The 16,414-nt window shown below is 53.6% G+C and carries 14 protein-coding genes; 3 read left to right on the forward strand and 11 right to left on the reverse strand.

What is annotated here, in order from left to right:
* The 7 genes from EGK14_RS01380 to EGK14_RS01410 form a co-directional block, all read right to left on the reverse strand.
* The gene (locus tag EGK14_RS01380; RefSeq protein WP_125287283.1) at positions 1–1,146 is read right to left on the reverse strand and encodes a fimbrial protein; all 1,146 of its coding nucleotides are present in this window, start codon (positions 1,144–1,146) and stop codon (positions 1–3) included.
* A 14-nt stretch (positions 1,147–1,160) separates the two neighbouring features.
* Complete coding sequence (locus tag EGK14_RS01385) at positions 1,161–3,791, reverse strand: fimbria/pilus outer membrane usher protein (RefSeq protein WP_233598414.1); 2,631 nt, start codon at positions 3,789–3,791, stop codon at positions 1,161–1,163.
* Positions 3,792–3,862: 71 nt separating this feature from the next.
* Positions 3,863–4,564, reverse strand: coding sequence for a molecular chaperone (locus EGK14_RS01390; protein ID WP_125287284.1), 702 nt, complete (start codon positions 4,562–4,564; stop codon positions 3,863–3,865).
* A 49-nt stretch (positions 4,565–4,613) separates the two neighbouring features.
* Positions 4,614–5,195 carry a fimbrial protein gene (locus EGK14_RS01395; RefSeq protein ID WP_125287285.1) on the reverse strand — a complete coding sequence of 194 codons (582 nt, stop codon included), beginning with the start codon at positions 5,193–5,195 and terminating at the stop codon, positions 4,614–4,616.
* A 93-nt stretch (positions 5,196–5,288) separates the two neighbouring features.
* Positions 5,289–5,696, reverse strand: coding sequence for a helix-turn-helix domain-containing protein (locus EGK14_RS01400; RefSeq protein ID WP_125287286.1), 408 nt, complete (start codon positions 5,694–5,696; stop codon positions 5,289–5,291).
* A 658-nt stretch (positions 5,697–6,354) separates the two neighbouring features.
* The gene (locus tag EGK14_RS01405) at positions 6,355–6,510 is read right to left on the reverse strand and encodes a hypothetical protein (RefSeq protein WP_233598416.1); all 156 of its coding nucleotides are present in this window, start codon (positions 6,508–6,510) and stop codon (positions 6,355–6,357) included.
* Between the two features lie 913 nt (positions 6,511–7,423).
* Positions 7,424–7,765 (reverse strand): hypothetical protein, encoded by a 342-nt coding sequence (locus EGK14_RS01410; RefSeq protein WP_125287287.1) that lies wholly within the window; start codon positions 7,763–7,765, stop codon positions 7,424–7,426.
* Between the two features lie 192 nt (positions 7,766–7,957).
* On the opposite strand from EGK14_RS01410, the gene EGK14_RS01415 reads away from it, so the two are divergent.
* Positions 7,958–8,755: an arylamine N-acetyltransferase gene (locus EGK14_RS01415; RefSeq protein ID WP_125287288.1), complete on the forward strand. Its 798-nt coding sequence runs from the start codon at positions 7,958–7,960 to the stop codon at positions 8,753–8,755.
* A 51-nt stretch (positions 8,756–8,806) separates the two neighbouring features.
* Here the strand turns inward: EGK14_RS01415 and EGK14_RS01420 are convergent, their stop codons facing one another.
* The gene (locus EGK14_RS01420) at positions 8,807–9,073 is read right to left on the reverse strand and encodes a hypothetical protein (protein ID WP_125287289.1); all 267 of its coding nucleotides are present in this window, start codon (positions 9,071–9,073) and stop codon (positions 8,807–8,809) included.
* Positions 9,074–9,457: 384 nt separating this feature from the next.
* Positions 9,458–10,930 (reverse strand): PLP-dependent aminotransferase family protein, encoded by a 1,473-nt coding sequence (locus EGK14_RS01425; protein WP_125287290.1) that lies wholly within the window; start codon positions 10,928–10,930, stop codon positions 9,458–9,460.
* Between the two features lie 109 nt (positions 10,931–11,039).
* On the opposite strand from EGK14_RS01425, the gene EGK14_RS01430 reads away from it, so the two are divergent.
* A complete protein-coding gene (locus EGK14_RS01430) occupies positions 11,040–12,299 on the forward strand; it encodes a 4-aminobutyrate--2-oxoglutarate transaminase (RefSeq protein ID WP_125287291.1) in 1,260 nt (419 codons plus the stop codon).
* A 102-nt stretch (positions 12,300–12,401) separates the two neighbouring features.
* Here the strand turns inward: EGK14_RS01430 and EGK14_RS01435 are convergent, their stop codons facing one another.
* Together EGK14_RS01435 and EGK14_RS01440 are read right to left on the reverse strand one after the other, a co-directional pair.
* Complete coding sequence (locus EGK14_RS01435) at positions 12,402–13,778, reverse strand: APC family permease (protein ID WP_125287292.1); 1,377 nt, start codon at positions 13,776–13,778, stop codon at positions 12,402–12,404.
* 216 nt (positions 13,779–13,994) lie between these two features.
* Positions 13,995–15,410 (reverse strand): glutamine synthetase family protein, encoded by a 1,416-nt coding sequence (locus EGK14_RS01440; RefSeq protein WP_125287293.1) that lies wholly within the window; start codon positions 15,408–15,410, stop codon positions 13,995–13,997.
* Between the two features lie 217 nt (positions 15,411–15,627).
* Between EGK14_RS01440 and puuD the strand changes: the two genes are divergently transcribed.
* Positions 15,628–16,392 (forward strand): gamma-glutamyl-gamma-aminobutyrate hydrolase, encoded by a 765-nt coding sequence (gene puuD, locus EGK14_RS01445; protein WP_125287294.1) that lies wholly within the window; start codon positions 15,628–15,630, stop codon positions 16,390–16,392.
* Positions 16,393–16,414 lie beyond the last annotated feature (22 nt).

Consider the following 16,414-nt stretch of genomic DNA (forward strand, 5'->3'; position numbering starts at 1 on the left):
TCAGTAGTAGTTAATGGTAAATGTAACGGTCGCATCTGCTCTTCCTGCACTTACAGTCGAGTCGGTCTGAATATAACGCGCGATAAGCGGCATAGACTGCGTGGTTGCCGAATCGTTTTGCATGGTGTAATCCTTGCTGCTGGCGAAATCCACCAGCACGGGAGAAGCATCGGACGTGCTGCCATAGGCCATCTGAATACCGACGCCCGTTGCGCTGCTGCTGTCCGTTTTTATACCAAGAATGCCGTTGGCGCTGTCGATAGTAGCGGTATTAGGCGATAGCGTCAGGTTTAAAATGTTGCTGGTGATAGCACCCATGCCTTTGGCACCATTGTCGGAAGTCCAGGTATTTCTGCCGTCGTTCAGCGTCCCGTAAAATCGAGGGCAGTTAATTAGTTTGATAGTGGCATCTTTCCATTCGGTTGTTTTTCCTGGGCCCGTAAAATATTTAGCGATATCGTATTGCCCCATCTGCACGGTGACGTCCGGCGTTTCGCACGTTTGTGAAATGATATTTATATCACCAGAAAATCTCAGGCTGCCTAAGTTAATTGGCGAAATGCCCTGTGCCTGAAAATCATATTTCACCGTAGGCAGCTGCGACCCGTTAATCGTACCTGGCGTGATCGTGCCGGTTTTAATCAGCACCACGTCAAATTCAAAGCCGTCCTGTGCTTTCCAGACCGTACTGGTTTCACTTCGTTCTTCCTGCCATGGCTGATAGTTGAAAGGAACGGAATAATACGTCAGGTTATAGGTGTAAATAGCTATGCCTATACCCGCTACGCCGGTTTCATATACTTTCCCGGCGCGAAAAGAGCTGTCTGTCCAGTCAGACACCACGTTAGACGTATTGCTGTAATACCAACTAATAGTGGGTTGATAGGTCGTCGTATTACCAACGCAGGCTATGTTTGTAGAGCGGGAGGGCTTAAAATACTGGCGATAGATAACGGTGCCGTTACTGACGCCCGGCCCGATGGTCAAATTACTACTTTGTAAGGGCAGCGTAAAATTCATAACGCCAGCGTTTTGTTGCAGACTACAGCTGAAGGCAAAAGCCTGCTGGCTCCAGGCCGTAAAGACAGCCAGCAAAACAAGTAAAGCAGGGAACCGGCAATATTTTTGTATTAAACGACTCTTCATTTCTTCAATCCGTATTAACTGTGACTTTGACGGGATGTCGACGGCGCCTCGGCAATAGTTCCCTCTGGCCGTGCGGTTTTTTCGACGGGCTCGCAAACGCTTTCAAAACGCTGTATCTCACGCTGGCGGTCGGTTTCTGTCTGCGGCATCAGGATATAGCCCAGGCTGCATTGCATATCCGGCGCGTCTCCCCATTTAACACGTAGCTTGTCCCGCTGCGCCTGAACGCGCGCATAGACTTCGCCGCCCTGACCGACGGTCCCGACATGGTTGCCTTCGCTGTCCAGCACGTCGGCACCGAAGGCCACAGGTTCGCCCTTGAAGGTGGCCGCAATCAGCACCGCTGTTCCGCTGCGCGTGCCATATTTCAGCTTCACTACGGCGCCTGATAGCGGCGCCACTTTCAGCGAGGTGGTATCCAGTTCCACATCGCTGGCGGCCCCGTTAGGATCCAGCGTGACTTCGTTCAGCTGATAGGGATCCAGGTAAGGCACGGCAGCGTAGCCGTTCCAGTCAACGTGGACGCCCGGGTAGGATGAAACGCTGGCGCCCTGAGCGCCTTTAGCTTCCACCAGTGCGAAGGTATCGGAGGTGTAAGGCGTTAGGGTCACGCCACCGGAATGGCCAATAACGGTACCGCTCATCCCGGCAGATGCGCTGTAATAGTTGCTGCCTTTGCCGTACGAAGCGCTCAAAGAAGAAACGGCGCTGCGCCATGTGCCGTTAATCGTGCCGCTGCTACCCGTGCCCTGATTGGCATTGGCGGCGCTGACGCCATAAGAAAACTGACCAGCCTTGCCCGCCGTGCCGGATAAGCTCGCCTGTTCTGAGGTTCGCCCGTTGCTGTTATGCGCCAGATCGACACGCAGCTGGGGCGTATAGCCGCTGTTGTTTCCCAGCGGCAGGCTGAAGTTCAGCAGATAGTTGTTCTCAGCTTCGCCGTACAGCGTCCGGGTTCGGTTAACGCTAAGACCCCAGGAGAGATTTTTATAGTGGTTGTTGTAGCCCAGCTGATACTGCTTGCTGTTGCCGTCGCGGTTCCAGTAATCCTGCAGCGAGCTGCTGGCGTAAACGGTTCCCCAGCGTTCCGGCAGCCCCTGGCTGACCGTGGCGATAAAACGGTTTTTGGCGCGCCAGATGGAACGGGTCGACAGCCCGTCGGCAACCGCTTCCCGCGTTTGCATTGCCGTCATAAAACCCATATAGCCGCTGGTTGAAAAACGGTAGGCTGCCAGCGACACCTTGCTGCTGGTGGCGCTGACGGTTTTGCTGTAGCTAAGCTGAAAGCTCTGCCCGCTCATTGATGTTGGCGCCTCTTCGGCAGTTCCGCCTAAATGGGTGCGGGCCTGACTGGCATCCAGCGCAAAAGCACCGATTTCGGTGCCGAGTGCCAGGCCCGATTGCAGCGCATAGTAGTTCTGACTCGCCTGAAAACCGCCATAGGCGGTAAGCATGTTGGTCAGGCCATATTGCAACGTAGCCTGATAAAGCGCGGGCTTCTCTGACAGCGAGCTGCTGCGCAGCCTGCCAGCGGTAACGGAGTAGCGGCTGTTGCCCGGCCTGAGCAACTGAGCGACCGACGAATAGGGTACTTCAAAATATCGTTCGCTGCCGTCAGACTCGCGCACGGTGACCGCCAGATTGCCGCCGTAGCCGGTGGGATAGAGATCGTTAATTAAAAACTCGCCTGGCGGCACGGTGGTTTCATAAATAACCTGATCGCCCTGGCGTATGGTGACCCTGGCGTTGGTACGGGCCACGCCACGGATTTCGGGCGCATAGCCGCGAAGCGAACCTGGCAGCATTCTTTCATCGCTGGCAAACTGGACGCCGGAAAAGGGCAGCGTTTCAAACAGCAATCCTGACGTATTTGCCTGGCCAGCCAGCAGGCGGCCTTCCAGAACGGGAACATCGCGCTGCACGTAGGTGTTAAGGGCACTATATTTTTTCTGCCCGTGCTCAACCCAGTTCCAGCTGCCGTTATGGCGCAGATACCAGCTGGCGATATTTAATCCCGCCCGGATGCTGGCATAGACGGATTGATAGCGGGTTCCCCCGCTTTCGCTGTTGTAGGCGCTGGCATTATAAGCCAGCAGCGCTGCCGGGATACCGCTGTCCCAGCGATCCTTGCTTATCGATCCTCGCGCGTTTCGCGCCATATAAATTTGCGGAACGATAATATCAAGCCGCTGTTCATTACTGTCGTGATTGACGGCGATCTCGGGAATTTTTTTCTTCAGATCGTAACAGCCCTGGCCGCGCTCATCCTGCTCAAAAAAGTTTGCGGGTATCCGGCCTGCATCGAAAGCGATCTTTTTTATCAGCTCTTCTTTTAAGCAGGGCAGAACGTTTTTGTTCTTATCGGCGCTGAATTCAATATCGTAATTTCCCAGCAGGTCATTATTAACGTAAACCGCCGTTCGATAGATGCCGGGCAACGCCGTCGCACCGTTAGCGAAGCGGCCGAGATCGATAGCGCTGCCGTCGCTGACGTTAAGAAATGTAGGATCGAACTCAACATTTTTGGCAACTTCCTGCGGTGCAGAAAGAGAAGGTTCAATCGCATAGGCTGAAGAAATAAAAGGAAGGAGCAGCATCAGCTGCGCTTGCTTCCATCTTTTCCCTTGTGGCGAGGCGTTTTCCATAAAAGTCCTTTTTATAAAAAACCTGATTAAGCGTCATTAATCTGTCCCGATGACGTAGAGTGAAATATGCATTAATTGACTTGTGCATCTACGCTGATAGAGGCGCCATAATCATTGATATAATTTACCTTTATTTTATCCCCTGGATTTGCGGCGGCAGTAAAGCTGGCTTCAGAAAAAGGCGCGATCGTATCTGCTTCGGTATTTTTATCGTTGATAACTATGCTGGTCAGAGAGATATAATAAGGCGTAGGATTATTGGCTATCAGCTGTTGCCCTTTTCTTTTCCAGACGATCTCTTGTGCGGCATCGTTAGCGTTTCCCTTCAAACCAACGGGACGGAAAAAGAATTTAATGCGCGAGCGGAAGGCCATTTGCAGCAGGTTGCTGTCTTTAAGTAAGGGGTTTTTAGCCGGGATCTCCAGCACGTTCAGCCAGTAGATGCTTTCCCGATCGGCCGACAGCGGTTTTCCCGTGTAGCTGATGCGCAGCGTCTGGCTTTTATCCGGCTCCACGCGGTTGATGGGCGGCGTCAGGATAAAAGGTACGTGAATAGTTTCCGGTTTGGCTTTTACATCGCCGTCATCGAGCCAGCTCTGGATCAGCACCGGCTTTTTCCCTTTGTTCGATAATTTTACGCTGACTTCTCTGGCATCTGAAGGGTAAATAACTCGGGTGCCGGTAATCACTACGCTCGCAGAAGCCACGTAGCTAAGCGCCAGCAATAAAGAAGTACTTAAACCGGACAAAAATAAGCGAGAAAATTTATTCATACTCATCTTCTGTAAAAAGCAGAGAGACTGCGTCTCTCTGCGGGAGGTTTTATTTATATTGAAGCGCGTAAACCACGCTGCTGCTAACTTTACCTGCGGTAGCGGCTGCAGTTTCTGCATAGTAGCGAACGACGTAATCTAACGTTGCCTTGCCAACTCCGTCAGTATCTAAAACCACTTCTTTATAAGTCGCATTGGCTTTTTGATTATCATCACCGACGGTAATAGCATTAAGGGTAGTGCTGTTAGCATCTAATAGCTCCAGCGTGACGTTTGACTTTGTCGTGTCCGTACTCTGGTTTGTCAGACGTCCGTTAGAATTAACGGTAGAGCCGTACTCGAAGAAAGCCGACACTTCTTTCATATCGTTTGCCAGCTTACACTCTGTCAGTTCCATAAGGAAATGAGTAGCACCTGCGGTAGTCGCCTGCGCAGGCATAGTAGAGGTTTCAAGCGTCGGCAGCGTAACATTACCGTCTGAATTACCTGAACCGTTTACATTTACCTTGCAGGTGGTGGCAGTGAGTTCACCATTAAAGGTAATGGTGCCCGAAGAGTCTGTAGAAGCTGCCTGAGCAGTCGCGCCGGTAAAAGCGGTCACTATAGCAGCAGCGATCAGCAACTTTTTCATCAAATATCCTTATTTTATAAATTTAAAATAAATCCCTTCTTGCGTCGGGATTGTTAGCTTTTCCCTGAGGGAAACTATTTGCAGTAGGCTTATCTACAAATTCTTTGCATCGAAATAATAAATAGGCGTGACGCGATCTTTATTAATACAGAATCCTCTGACGTGATCCTCTTCTGTCCGGGTGATAAAGTCTTCCGCAATGCCGAGCATTGAAAGCTTGCGTCTCAGACAGTGCATTACCTGCCAGAGCCGTTGTGATGACGAGCTCAGTCCATACTTGTCCCAGACATTGGTTAATATTTCTTCATTGCCAATAACTTTATTGTCGGCGTTTTCCAGCAGGTAAATAAAAAGGCGCATCATGGTTTTTCTTAATTTAATTGCGCTCGTGCTTTTTTCATTTGTCAACAGCTTTATATTGATTATCCTGCTCTGGTTAATATTAACCTGAATGTCGGGTTCAATCATATAACCGTAGACTTTTGCGCTTTTCCAATCCATTACTTTTCCTCCATGAAAACCAGACCGACTTTTTCAAAGCGTGTCAAACGGGAACTCTTTCCTGAGTGCAGCTATAGTAACTGTTGAGATAAATCTATCTCAATAGCTAATCTATTCTTTTATAAACAGGTGTCCTGTCATTAATTAAAGGTATTAAAAACTACTTAAGGCGTTTTTTATGGTTTTTTTGTGCTGATATCTGCGGGTGTTATGGCTTTTTGTTTTGCCTGAGGGGGTTGGGTAATCATCAAACGAAAAATCTATTTTAGCCTCTTATTTTAGTGTTAAATAGTAGATGTTTTATATCAGTGTTGCGCATTATTCACAATGATGATGTTTATTTTTAACAACTATCAAACCAGCTAACAGATAAAATCAAATTTTTCATTAGTTATTGTCATGTTTTAACGGTAGGTTGTCGATGATAATAAAAAACTGCTAAATTTATTTATGGTTCAGGTTAGTGAAATAATCAGACCCGTTAGCCAGGATTATTCTCAGGCATGAATTAGCGTGGATTATTCCCTGGTTCATAGTTCGCCGGTGTTTTTAATGGGAATAGTCTCATATTTTTCTGTTTTTACAATAGGCAAACACAATAAATTTCTCTCTTCAGCAAAATAGCAAAAAGGAGAAAGCCACCTTTCTCCTTCATTATTCACAGCGCGGCGGCGATAGCGGTGCTCAGAGCGGTCGTTCTTCCCGTACCGCCAATGTCCGGGATTGACCGTATTTTATCTTCACTACTCAGCACGCGTTCAATGGCTGCTACCACTGCTTCCGCCGCCTCGCTATGGTCCGGATGAGCGAGCATCGTCGCGCCGCACCAGGTTTGACCTGTCGGACTGGCGATGACTTCACCAGCGATGTCGGCGCAGAGCCATGTACGGGTTCAAATAAGCTGGAAAAGGTTCTCACTTCATATCAGCTGCCTTGAGCGGATATTTATGCGGTTTATGCTCATGACGCCAAAAAGGATCCGTTGTTTTACCGACTATCTGCACCGGCGCTTCAAAGCGCTATTTACAGATGAGAAGAAATAACAAGGTTTGCGCGCTCATGACGTTCCTGGCAGCAGAAGCCGCAGGCTTTTACGCGGTTGCCAAACCGGGCTTTAGCCACGGTTAATGCCTGGAGAGGGGCATAGCAGCTGCCGATAAACGCCAGCTTATTTGGCCCGGGCATTTTCCGGCAGCCGCGGCGGTGTAACAGATGAAAATTCATTTGTTCTGGTCGTTGGGTCACATAATAGTATTCAGCTTGAATTTCCCTTTCACTCCTGGCAGGCGATAGCAGGTGGCTTTATGATAATTTTAACGCGGAACCAGCGGGAAAGGCGCCGTCCTGTTGATTTACAGATAAATGCGCATAAGGCAAGTTAAACGGCGTTAATTAATGGATGCGAGGGGCGCTTATTTTTTATCGACAGGAAGTTAAACAGGATGTCCACGCTCACAAAAAATCTTAATAAATACGATTTATAGCGGTAGTAAAACAGGCGCGCTTGCCGAAACTGTGGGTAGCCGCTCCGCTGCAACAAAGAGACAAAGAAGGAGATACATTGCAGCGCCTTCAGATCCGTAGCAGGCTGAGTCGACTGGCTGAATATGTAACAGCGCTCTGCGGCCCCTTTACCCTTACTGCCTGAACGTAGTGAAAGATGCTGTGACGAAGTTAATCCATAACCTGAGTGACTAACGACCCGTCAGCGGCAGGCCGTCGGCCTTTTAGCCGGTTTTTTTTGGCAACATGACGCTTAAACAGTCGTCGATGCTTTGGCGAGTCCGGCTTTTATCCTGCTCGCTTAGCTGCTGGTAACGCTGAACGGCACCCTGTGCCGAATGCTTGTCGAAAGCTACTTTGTCCACCGCGTAGGACGCGTTTTCGTTAGCAATCACTTCGCGCAATTTATCAGGGAAATCTGCCGAGTCTGGCGTCTCATGCATATCTTTGATCGCCACGCAGGCGGCGGCGTAATAGTGCGGATCCTGCTCCGGAGAGAAAAGGGTCAGATAAAGCCCGCCGGCGATAGCCAGCAAAGCCACAATGGCGATAGTTTTGCGTTTCATACAGGTATTTTACTGAAGCGGTGGCGGCGAGCTTAACCTTTCCGGCGCTTTTTCGCCAGGTTAACGCTTTTGCTGTTACAGAGTGAGAGAAAAAAGAGGACTGGAAGTTTTCCATTAATCCGGCGGCCTGCGAAAATAACCGGCAGTGGCAAAGCTGCTAACATGATGTTTTAACAACATGAACGAGTCGCTATGAACAGCAACTACTACTTTTCCCGCTTTGCGGCGCTGGCTGGTTTTTCCGCGTCGCCGTCTGCTGATTTCGCCACGCTTAGTGAAGTACATCAGCGCTGGCCTTCTCTTATTCCCTTTGAAAATATAGAGGTTTTGCTGGGCAGGCCGGTCAGCATCGACGTAGAGAAAATTGCCGACAAGCTGCTGAACAAACAGCGGGGAGGCTACTGCTTTGAGCATAATCTGCTGTTGCGACAGATCCTTGAAGAAATTGGCTTCAGGGTTACGCCGCACCTTGCACGCGTGCTGTGGGGACAGGATAAGCCGGACGCGACGCCGCAAACGCATATGCTGTTAACCGTGGCGCTCGACGGCGTGCGGTATCTGACGGATGTCGGTTTTGGCGGCGTCAGCCTGACCGCGCCTTTACGGCTGGAGGCGGGCGAGCAGCAGGGTCACCGCCTTGAGCGGTTCAGCCAGGAAGAGTGGCTGCTGTCGATGAAAAGCGGCGACAGCTGGCGGCTGATGTATCGGTTTGCCGATGGTGCCTGCGAACAGTCAGATATTCTTGTCGCCAGCCACTTTGTTGCCACATATGAAGAGTCGCTGTTTCGCCATAATCTGATGATGGCGAAAATAATAAACGGGCAGCAGACCAATCTGTTCAACCGGCATCTTACCGTCTACGGAGAGGAGAAAAGGCAGCAGGAGGCCGCATCCTTTAGCGCCTTTCGCGCGTTAATCCTCTCCTTTTTCACGGCGGAAAGCGTGTTGAGCGATACGGAGATACGGGCAATTTACGATAAAATCGGCTGAGGGCATGAAGGCAGACCGGTGGCCTGCCTTATTCAGATCCTTGGCGCAAAACTACGCGGCAGACGAGCTGTCGGCTGAAGTAGTTAATTTGGTCAGGATATTCGTCAGAAAGGAAAGTTTCGCATAGGTGCAGGACAGTCCTATAGCCTGATACGTTAGTTTTTTGATGCTCCAGCTATCCGTCGTGGTAGAAATAGCATCAACGGTGGTTTGCAGCCTGGTTGAGACACTTTCCATAGCCGAATTCAGGCCGGTGATAACGTCAGTCAGACCGGCGCCGCTCACCATTTGTACTTCATTATGGCTGATTTCTCTCATTACTTTCTCCTTGTATATAAGGTTAATACAGCGGAGTTAATATATTTATCGCTGCCGCTTGCGTAAAGGGCGAAAGTTCCTGGATATAATTTTCCCGCACGAATAGCCTGGATATAAAAAGCGCATCCCTGCCAGTGCTTTATTATTAATGAGGTTAACAGGAATTTATTGCTTACTACAGGTGGTAAATATTGGAATAGTTAATAATGGGGTGGGGTTGAATATTGAGCCTTATTTATTCGTAATTTGAATTATTTACTATCCATATATTTTAAATAAATAACCGAGGAGCGGCCGGAAGTCGTTGACCATGCGCTGCTTTTCCCTCTGGTTTAGCCTGCACCGCGCGGGTATGTTTTCAGGTGGAAAGCTTACCGACACCGCTTATTTTGCCAGAAGCGGCAGCAGGGCGTGGACAACAGGTAGAAAGGTTTCCGTCATCGCTTCCGCCTCTACACAGGCGTAGCCGAGGATCAGGCCGCGCCTGTTCGCCTCGCCCCTGTAATAAACCGAAAGCGGGCGAGTCCAGATCCCCTGTTGCTCCAGTCCGTAAGCAAGGGCTACGTCGTCAATTTCCGGCGGCAGCGCAAGGATCAGATGCAGGCCGGCATGGCTGTCCTGGCCAATAAATTCCGCGCCCAGCTCGCGGCGGATCGTCTCGACCAGCGCCTCGCGTCGCTGGCCGTAAAGCTGCCGCATACGGCGAACGTGCGCCGCATAGTGGCCTTCGCGAATAAATTCCGCCAGCGCCAGCTGGGTCAGGCCGTAGCCGCCCCGATAAAGTTCGGAATGGGCCACTTTCAGGTGGGCCGTCAGCGAGTCGGGCACCACCATATAGCTGGTGCGCAGCCCCGGATAGAGCGTTTTGCTAAAGGTGCCCAGATAGATGACGTTTTCATCCTGCGCCAGTCCCTGTAGCGCCGGTACCGGGCTTTCGCCAAAGCGAAACTCGCTGTCGTAATCGTCCTCGATGATAATGCTGCCCCAGGCCTGCGCCTGGCGGAGCAGCGCCTGGCGACGCGCCAGGCCCATCACGGCTCCGGTCGGATATTGGTGGGAGGGCGTCACGCAAATCAACCGTGGCGGCGCGACGTCTGCGGGCAGCGTTATGCCTTCGTCGTCTACCGCAATCGGCACCGTCTCCAGGCCGTTGATTTCCAGCACGCTGCGATGGCCCCAGTAGCCCGGCTCTTCTACCCAGACCCGATCGCCGGGATTGCAGAGCATTTTCGCCAGCAGATCCAGTGACTGGTGCGTACCCGAAGCAATCAGGATCTGCTCCGGCGTGCATTTAACCGAACGCGCCACGCGCAGGTAATCCGCCAGCGCGTGTTGCAGCGGCGCGTAGCCGCCGTGCTGCGAGTAACTCAACGTTTCTACCGGCAGGCGCAGGTTCAGACGGCGCGTGATTTTACGCCAGGTTTTATGCGGAAAATGCCTTACGTCCGGCACGCCGGGCATAAAGGCTCCCCACTGACGCTGGCTGGCCCCGGCGCGGTTCAGCAGCTGCTCGCCCCGGCGGGAAAGTGCGATCTGCCCTGAGGGTACGTCGGTGGAAACGATCCGTTCCACCGCTGAAAGATCGCTTTCCGGCAGCCTGGCGCTGACAAAGGTGCCGCTGCCCGCGCGGGTGATGAGATAGCCTTCCGACTGCAGCTGCTCATAAGCGGCCATCACCGTATTGCGCGATACGCCTAGTTCAGCGGCCAGATCGCGCGAGGCGGGCAGACGAGTGCCGGGCGCAAGCATCCCTTTCTGAATGGATTGCTGTAAGGCGTCGTAAAGACGCTTGCCCAGCGTGCCTGCGGCCGTCTGTCCGAGCCGGCAGGCGACCAGATCACCGACGAGTGTGCGCAAAGTGGCTCCCTAAAATAGTCAAAACTGGCTCTGGATAATAGCACCCCATCAGCGCTAAAAATCAAGGTAATTCAGGTACAACCCGGCTTCCCGTAACGAGGAGTAAAACATGAACGATTCCATCCGTCAGCGCCGTCTGGACGCCACACCGCGCGGTGTGGGCGTGATGTGCGATTTTCTGGTCGAGCAGGCCGAAAACGCCACGCTTATCGATACGCAGGGGCGCGAGTACATCGACTTCGCGGCGGGGATCGCCGTGCTGAATACCGGCCACCGTCATCCGAAAGTGATCGCTGCCGTGCAGCAGCAGCTGACCCGTTTTACCCATACGGCTTTCCAGGTTATTCCTTATGAAAATTATATCTCGCTGGCGGAGCGCCTGAACGAGCTGGCGCCGATAGCGGGCAAAGCGAAAACCACTTTTTTCACCACGGGTGCGGAAGCGGTGGAAAACGCGGTGAAAATCGCTCGTGCCGCGACCGGGCGTCCCGGCGTCATTACCTTTACCGGCGCGTTTCACGGCCGCACCATGATGACGATGGCGCTGACCGGCAAGGTCGCGCCTTATAAAACCGGCTTTGGCCCTTTCCCCGGCTCGGTGTACCACGCCCGCTATCCCAACGAGCTGCACGGCGTCAGCGTGGAGGATGCGCTGAAAAGCCTGGACGATATCTTCCATTGCGATATCGCGCCGCAGGAAGTCGCCGCCATTCTTTTTGAACCGATTCAGGGCGAGGGCGGTTTCAACGTCGCGCCGCCGGAGTTTGTCAGCGCGCTGCGCCGCCTGTGCGACGAGCACGGCATTCTGCTGGTGGCGGATGAGATCCAGACGGGCTTTGCGCGTACCGGTAAGGTATTCGCCAGCGAATACTACCCGGATGCGAAACCGGATCTGCTGACAATGGCGAAAAGCCTGGGCGGCGGTTTCCCGATTTCCGGCGTGATTGGCCGCGCCGAAGTGATGGACGCGCCGGATCCTGGCGGGCTGGGCGGCACCTATGCCGGTAACCCGATCGCGGTAGCGGCGGCCCATGCGGTGCTGGATATCATTGAGGAGGAGCAGCTGTGCCAGCGTGCCGACAGGCTCGGCGCGGCCCTCAGCGAAGCCCTTATCGGCACTCGTCATCCCGCCATCGCTCAGGTACGCGGACGCGGCTCGATGATTGCAGTGGAGTTTAATCATCCTGCAACCGGTGCACCGGACAGCGCTTTCGCCCGCGATATTCAGCAACGGGCGCTGGCGCAGAACCTGATCCTGCTGACCTGCGGCGTGCACGGTAACGTGATCCGTTTCCTTTATCCCCTGACCATTCCGGACGAGCAGTTTAGCCGCTCGCTAAACATTCTGACCTCGATCCTGAAAGCTTAAGGCGTTCCCGGCTGCGCCACGCGGCCGGGCATATTTCGACAGACCTTTCATCTCCTGACGCACAAAGCCGCCTGCATCACGCGGCCATAAACGTTCTGCCATTTATTTCCCGCCCGTTTCCGCACGCAGCTTGTTAAACTGCGGCGGCGGCTGGCGAAAACGGCGGGTCAGCCAGGCCAGATAAAGCACGCCGAGCACTGCCCAAATCAGCCCCATCGTCAGCGATGTCGCCTCCAGGTTGAACCACAGTACCGCCACCGTGGCGGCGCCCACCATCGGCAGCACCAGATAATGCAGCTTCTCCTTCCAGGTGCGATTGCGGCCTTCGCGGCGGTAAAAGTGATTAAACACGGCAAGATTCACAAAGGTAAAGGCCACCAGCGCACCGAAATTAATCAGCGCCGTTGCCGTTACCAGGTCGAAATACTGGGCGGAAAGCGCCACGATGCCAACCATAATCACGTTAAGCGCGGGCGTGCGCCATTCAGGATGCACGTAGCCGAACACCCTGGTCGGAAAGACATTATCCCGGCCCATTACGTACAGCAGACGGGAAACGCTGGCATGAGACGCCAGGCCGGAAGCCAGCGTGTTGATAAAAGTGGTGCAGAGGAAAATCGACTGAAACAGCTTGCCGCCTACGTAGAGCGCGATTTCCGGCAGCGCCGCATCGGGATTTTTAAAGCGGCTGATATCGGGGAAAAAGAGCTGCATAAAGAATGAGGCGGCAATAAAAATCAGCCCGCCGTAGAGCGCAGTCAGAAAGATGGCGCGCGGAATGGTCTTCCCGGCGTTGTGCGTTTCTTCGGAGAGCGTGGTAACGGCGTCAAAACCGAGAAACGAAAAACAGACGATGGTCGCGCCGGTCATAATCGGCAGCAGGTGCGCGTTCTGGCTGATAAAAGGCTGTAGCGACCAGACCGTGCCGACGCCTTCGCCGCGATACAGACCGTGGATCACCAGAAATATAAAGACGCTGATAATCGCGACCTGAACCAGCACAAACAGCGTATTGAAGTTCGCCACCAGGCTGACGCTTTTCAGGTTGGCGGCGGTCATAATCGCCACAAAACCCACTACCCATATCCAGGGCGGCACTTCCGGAAACAGGACGGAAAGATAAATCTTCGCCAGCAGCACGTTAATCATCGGCAGAAACAGATAGTCCAGCAGCGACGACCAGCCGACCAGAAAGCCGACATGAGGATTGATCGCCTTCTGTGTATAGGTATAGGCGGAACCGGCTTCGGGAAACTGGCGCACCAGCTTGCCGTAGCTGACGGCGGTAAATAATACGCCGGCGAGCGCCAGCAGATAGGAAGCGGGAACGTGGCCGTTGCTGATACCGGAAACGATACCGAAGGTATCAAACACCGTCATCGGCGTCAGGTAGGCCAGCCCCATCATCACAATCTGCCAGAGCTTAAGGGATTTTCTCAGCCCTGGTTTTGCCGGGCTTTCTTCAGTGACGGCAGCCATTAACAGCCCCCCTGCGGCGACGCTGAGAGGGCTGCCGCGGGCGGCTTAAGGGTATACGGGACGGGCAGGTGCACCATTTCCGAACCTCATGATGTAGGGCGTTCCGCCGTCGCTTTTTCCTTCGTCGACAGGCGGTACGGGCCGGAAAACCGGCAGAGAGCGCGCTCGTTTCCAGACGGGGCGCATGGGCGAGGCTCTTCCTGAGGCCGAATGCCATCAGGCGTTTTTCAGCATCCAGTCAATTTCCGTATCTGTGATCAACCGCTCAAACTGCGTCAGCTCGTTGCTTTTGCAGGCGTGCCAGACGTGGCTGAAGCGCTCGCCGAGCTGAGCACAGAGCGCCTCGTGCTGGGCGAATTCCCATAGCGCGTCGCTCTGACGAATAGGAAAAGGCAGGCCTTCCTGCTCCAGCCCGTTGCCCTCGACCTTCGGCGGCAGCGGCAAATCTTTATCCAGACCGTGCAGGATCCCGGCAAAAATGGCTGCCATAACCAGATAAGGGTTGGCATCCGCGCCCGCGACCCGATATTCCACGCGATGATTATCGCGATCGCCGCAAGGAATGCGCAGGGCGACGGTGCGGTTATTGTGGCCCCACGAAGCCTGCGTCGGCACATACATCCCGGCCTGAAAGCGGCGATAGGAGTTGATATTAGGCGCCAGCAGCGCCATGGAGGCGGGCATCATTTCTATCATCCCGGCCAGCGAGCGTTGCAGAAGCGGGGAATCGTTGCCGTGCCGGTCGGCCAGCACGTTCTCGCCCTGGTCATTCAGCATACTGATATGAATATGCATACCGCTACCGGCGTATTCCTCGTAGGGCTTGGCCATAAACGTGGCGTGCATGTGGTGTTTTTCCGCTACCAGCCGGATCAGGCGCTTCAGCGCCAGCGCATGGTCGCACGCCTCCAGCGCGTTGCGGGTATGGTGCAGGTTCACCTCAAACTGGCCCGGCGACGCCTCCGCCAGCGCGCCATCCGCCGGGATCTTTTGCAGCTGCGCCAGCTCGTCGATATCGTTTAACACGTCGGCAAAGTGATTGAGATTATCCACGGAGTAGACCTGGCTTTGCCTGTTGCGATCCTGGGTGCCGGGCGCGCAGGGCGGCTGGAGATAGCCTTCGGCGTCGCGCTGCCGATCCAGTAAATAGAACTCCAGCTCTACCGCTACTACGGGATGCAGTCCACGCTGCTGTAGCTGCTGCCACAGGCGGTTAAGGACATTTCGCGGCTCAACGTCAAAGGGAGCGCCATCTTCGTCCAGCATAGTCAACAGCAGCTGGCCGATGGTCTGTGGATCGGCGGCGGAAGGCGTCAGCGTCCCGACGATGGGCACACAGATGCGGTCGGGCTCGCCGGATGCCTGACCCAGGCCCGCCGCTTCCACCACGTTGCCCAAAATATCCATCGCGAAAACGGAGGCGGGGAAATAGCAGCCTTTCTCCAGCTTACGCAGCGCCGCCACCGGGATACGCTTGCCCCGGAAACAGCCGTTTAGATCGGTCAGCATCACGTCGACGTAATGGGTATCCGGATAGCGGCTCAGATAGGCTTCAACTTCTCTGGCGAAGGCGCTGCTCCGTCTCTCTTCCGGCTGCTTAAAGTTTTCCACTGCTACAAGATTAGTTTCCATGATTCACCGCTGTTTGCTTGGTAGGGGATGGCAGGATCGGATTCATGTTGTTAAATATAATGCACACAAAAACAATCTGGACGGAAACAAATTGTTTGTCAAATGTTGCATTTGATTTAAAAAAGGGTTATCAAAATACCAGTCAGCGGAAATATTGCGCATTTCGGGTAATTTCAGACGCTTTTGTAAAAATTCAGTCCGAAACAAGAGGTGAAGCATGGTCGATATATTTTACAGGCCAACTGTTGGGGTAGTGATGTGCAGCAACCCCGTCAAAGGCCAACAAAGTCATACCTTGCAAGATAAGTACCTGAATGCGGTTCTGGACGCGGGCGGTTTACCCATCGCCTTGCCGCATGCGCTGGCGGAGCCGGAATTGCTGGCGGGCGTGATGCCGCTGCTGGACGGCGTGTTGTTGCCGGGCAGCCCCAGTAATATGCAGCCGCACCATTATGGTGAAAACGGCGATGAGCCTGCCGCCGATCCCGGGCGAGATCTTCTGAGCATCGCGCTGATTGCGCAGGCGCTCGAAAGGCGCATCCCCATTTTTGCCATCTGTCGCGGTTTACAGGAGCTGGTGGTAGCGACGGGCGGTACCCTCTACCGTCGCCTCTGCGACCATCCGCAGTTTCTTGAGCATCGTGAGGACCCGGATCTGCCAATAGATCAGCAGTATGCGCCCTCGCACGAGATCAAAATCCAGCCGGACGGATTAATTTCGCAATTGATACCCGGAAGCAAAACATTCTGGGTAAACTCGTTGCACGGGCAGGGCGCAAAAACCCTTGGCCCGCGGCTTCGCGTGGAGGCGTACTCCCAGGACGGGCTGCCGGAGGCGGTCAGCGTGCTCGATCATCCCTACGCGCTGGGCGTACAGTGGCACCCGGAATGGAAAAGCAGCGAATATGCGCTGTCGCGCCTGTTGCTTGAAGGCTTTATCACGGCATGTCAGCAGCACCACGCTGAAAAGCAGCAGCTCTGACTTACATTGAAGGAAATGCGTT

This window comes from Erwinia sp. 198, from assembly GCF_003937915.1.
Taxonomy (GTDB): domain Bacteria; phylum Pseudomonadota; class Gammaproteobacteria; order Enterobacterales; family Enterobacteriaceae; genus Erwinia; species Erwinia aeris.

What these genes read in the sequence shown, in the direction of transcription:
- EGK14_RS01380 (WP_125287283.1), bottom strand. Translation starts at nt 1,146, where the DNA reads ATGAAGAGTCGTTTAATACAAAAATATTGCCGGTTCCCTGCTTTACTT.
- EGK14_RS01385 (WP_233598414.1), bottom strand. Translation starts at nt 3,791, where the DNA reads ATGGAAAACGCCTCGCCACAAGGGAAAAGATGGAAGCAAGCGCAGCTG.
- EGK14_RS01390 (WP_125287284.1), bottom strand. Translation starts at nt 4,564, where the DNA reads ATGAATAAATTTTCTCGCTTATTTTTGTCCGGTTTAAGTACTTCTTTA.
- EGK14_RS01395 (WP_125287285.1), bottom strand. Translation starts at nt 5,195, where the DNA reads ATGAAAAAGTTGCTGATCGCTGCTGCTATAGTGACCGCTTTTACCGGC.
- EGK14_RS01400 (WP_125287286.1), bottom strand. Translation starts at nt 5,696, where the DNA reads ATGGATTGGAAAAGCGCAAAAGTCTACGGTTATATGATTGAACCCGAC.
- EGK14_RS01405 (WP_233598416.1), bottom strand. Translation starts at nt 6,510, where the DNA reads ATGCTCGCTCATCCGGACCATAGCGAGGCGGCGGAAGCAGTGGTAGCA.
- EGK14_RS01410 (WP_125287287.1), bottom strand. Translation starts at nt 7,765, where the DNA reads ATGAAACGCAAAACTATCGCCATTGTGGCTTTGCTGGCTATCGCCGGC.
- EGK14_RS01415 (WP_125287288.1), top strand. Translation starts at nt 7,958, where the DNA reads ATGAACAGCAACTACTACTTTTCCCGCTTTGCGGCGCTGGCTGGTTTT.
- EGK14_RS01420 (WP_125287289.1), bottom strand. Translation starts at nt 9,073, where the DNA reads ATGAGAGAAATCAGCCATAATGAAGTACAAATGGTGAGCGGCGCCGGT.
- EGK14_RS01430 (WP_125287291.1), top strand. Translation starts at nt 11,040, where the DNA reads ATGAACGATTCCATCCGTCAGCGCCGTCTGGACGCCACACCGCGCGGT.
- EGK14_RS01435 (WP_125287292.1), bottom strand. Translation starts at nt 13,778, where the DNA reads ATGGCTGCCGTCACTGAAGAAAGCCCGGCAAAACCAGGGCTGAGAAAA.
- EGK14_RS01440 (WP_125287293.1), bottom strand. Translation starts at nt 15,410, where the DNA reads ATGGAAACTAATCTTGTAGCAGTGGAAAACTTTAAGCAGCCGGAAGAG.
- puuD (WP_125287294.1), top strand. Translation starts at nt 15,628, where the DNA reads ATGGTCGATATATTTTACAGGCCAACTGTTGGGGTAGTGATGTGCAGC.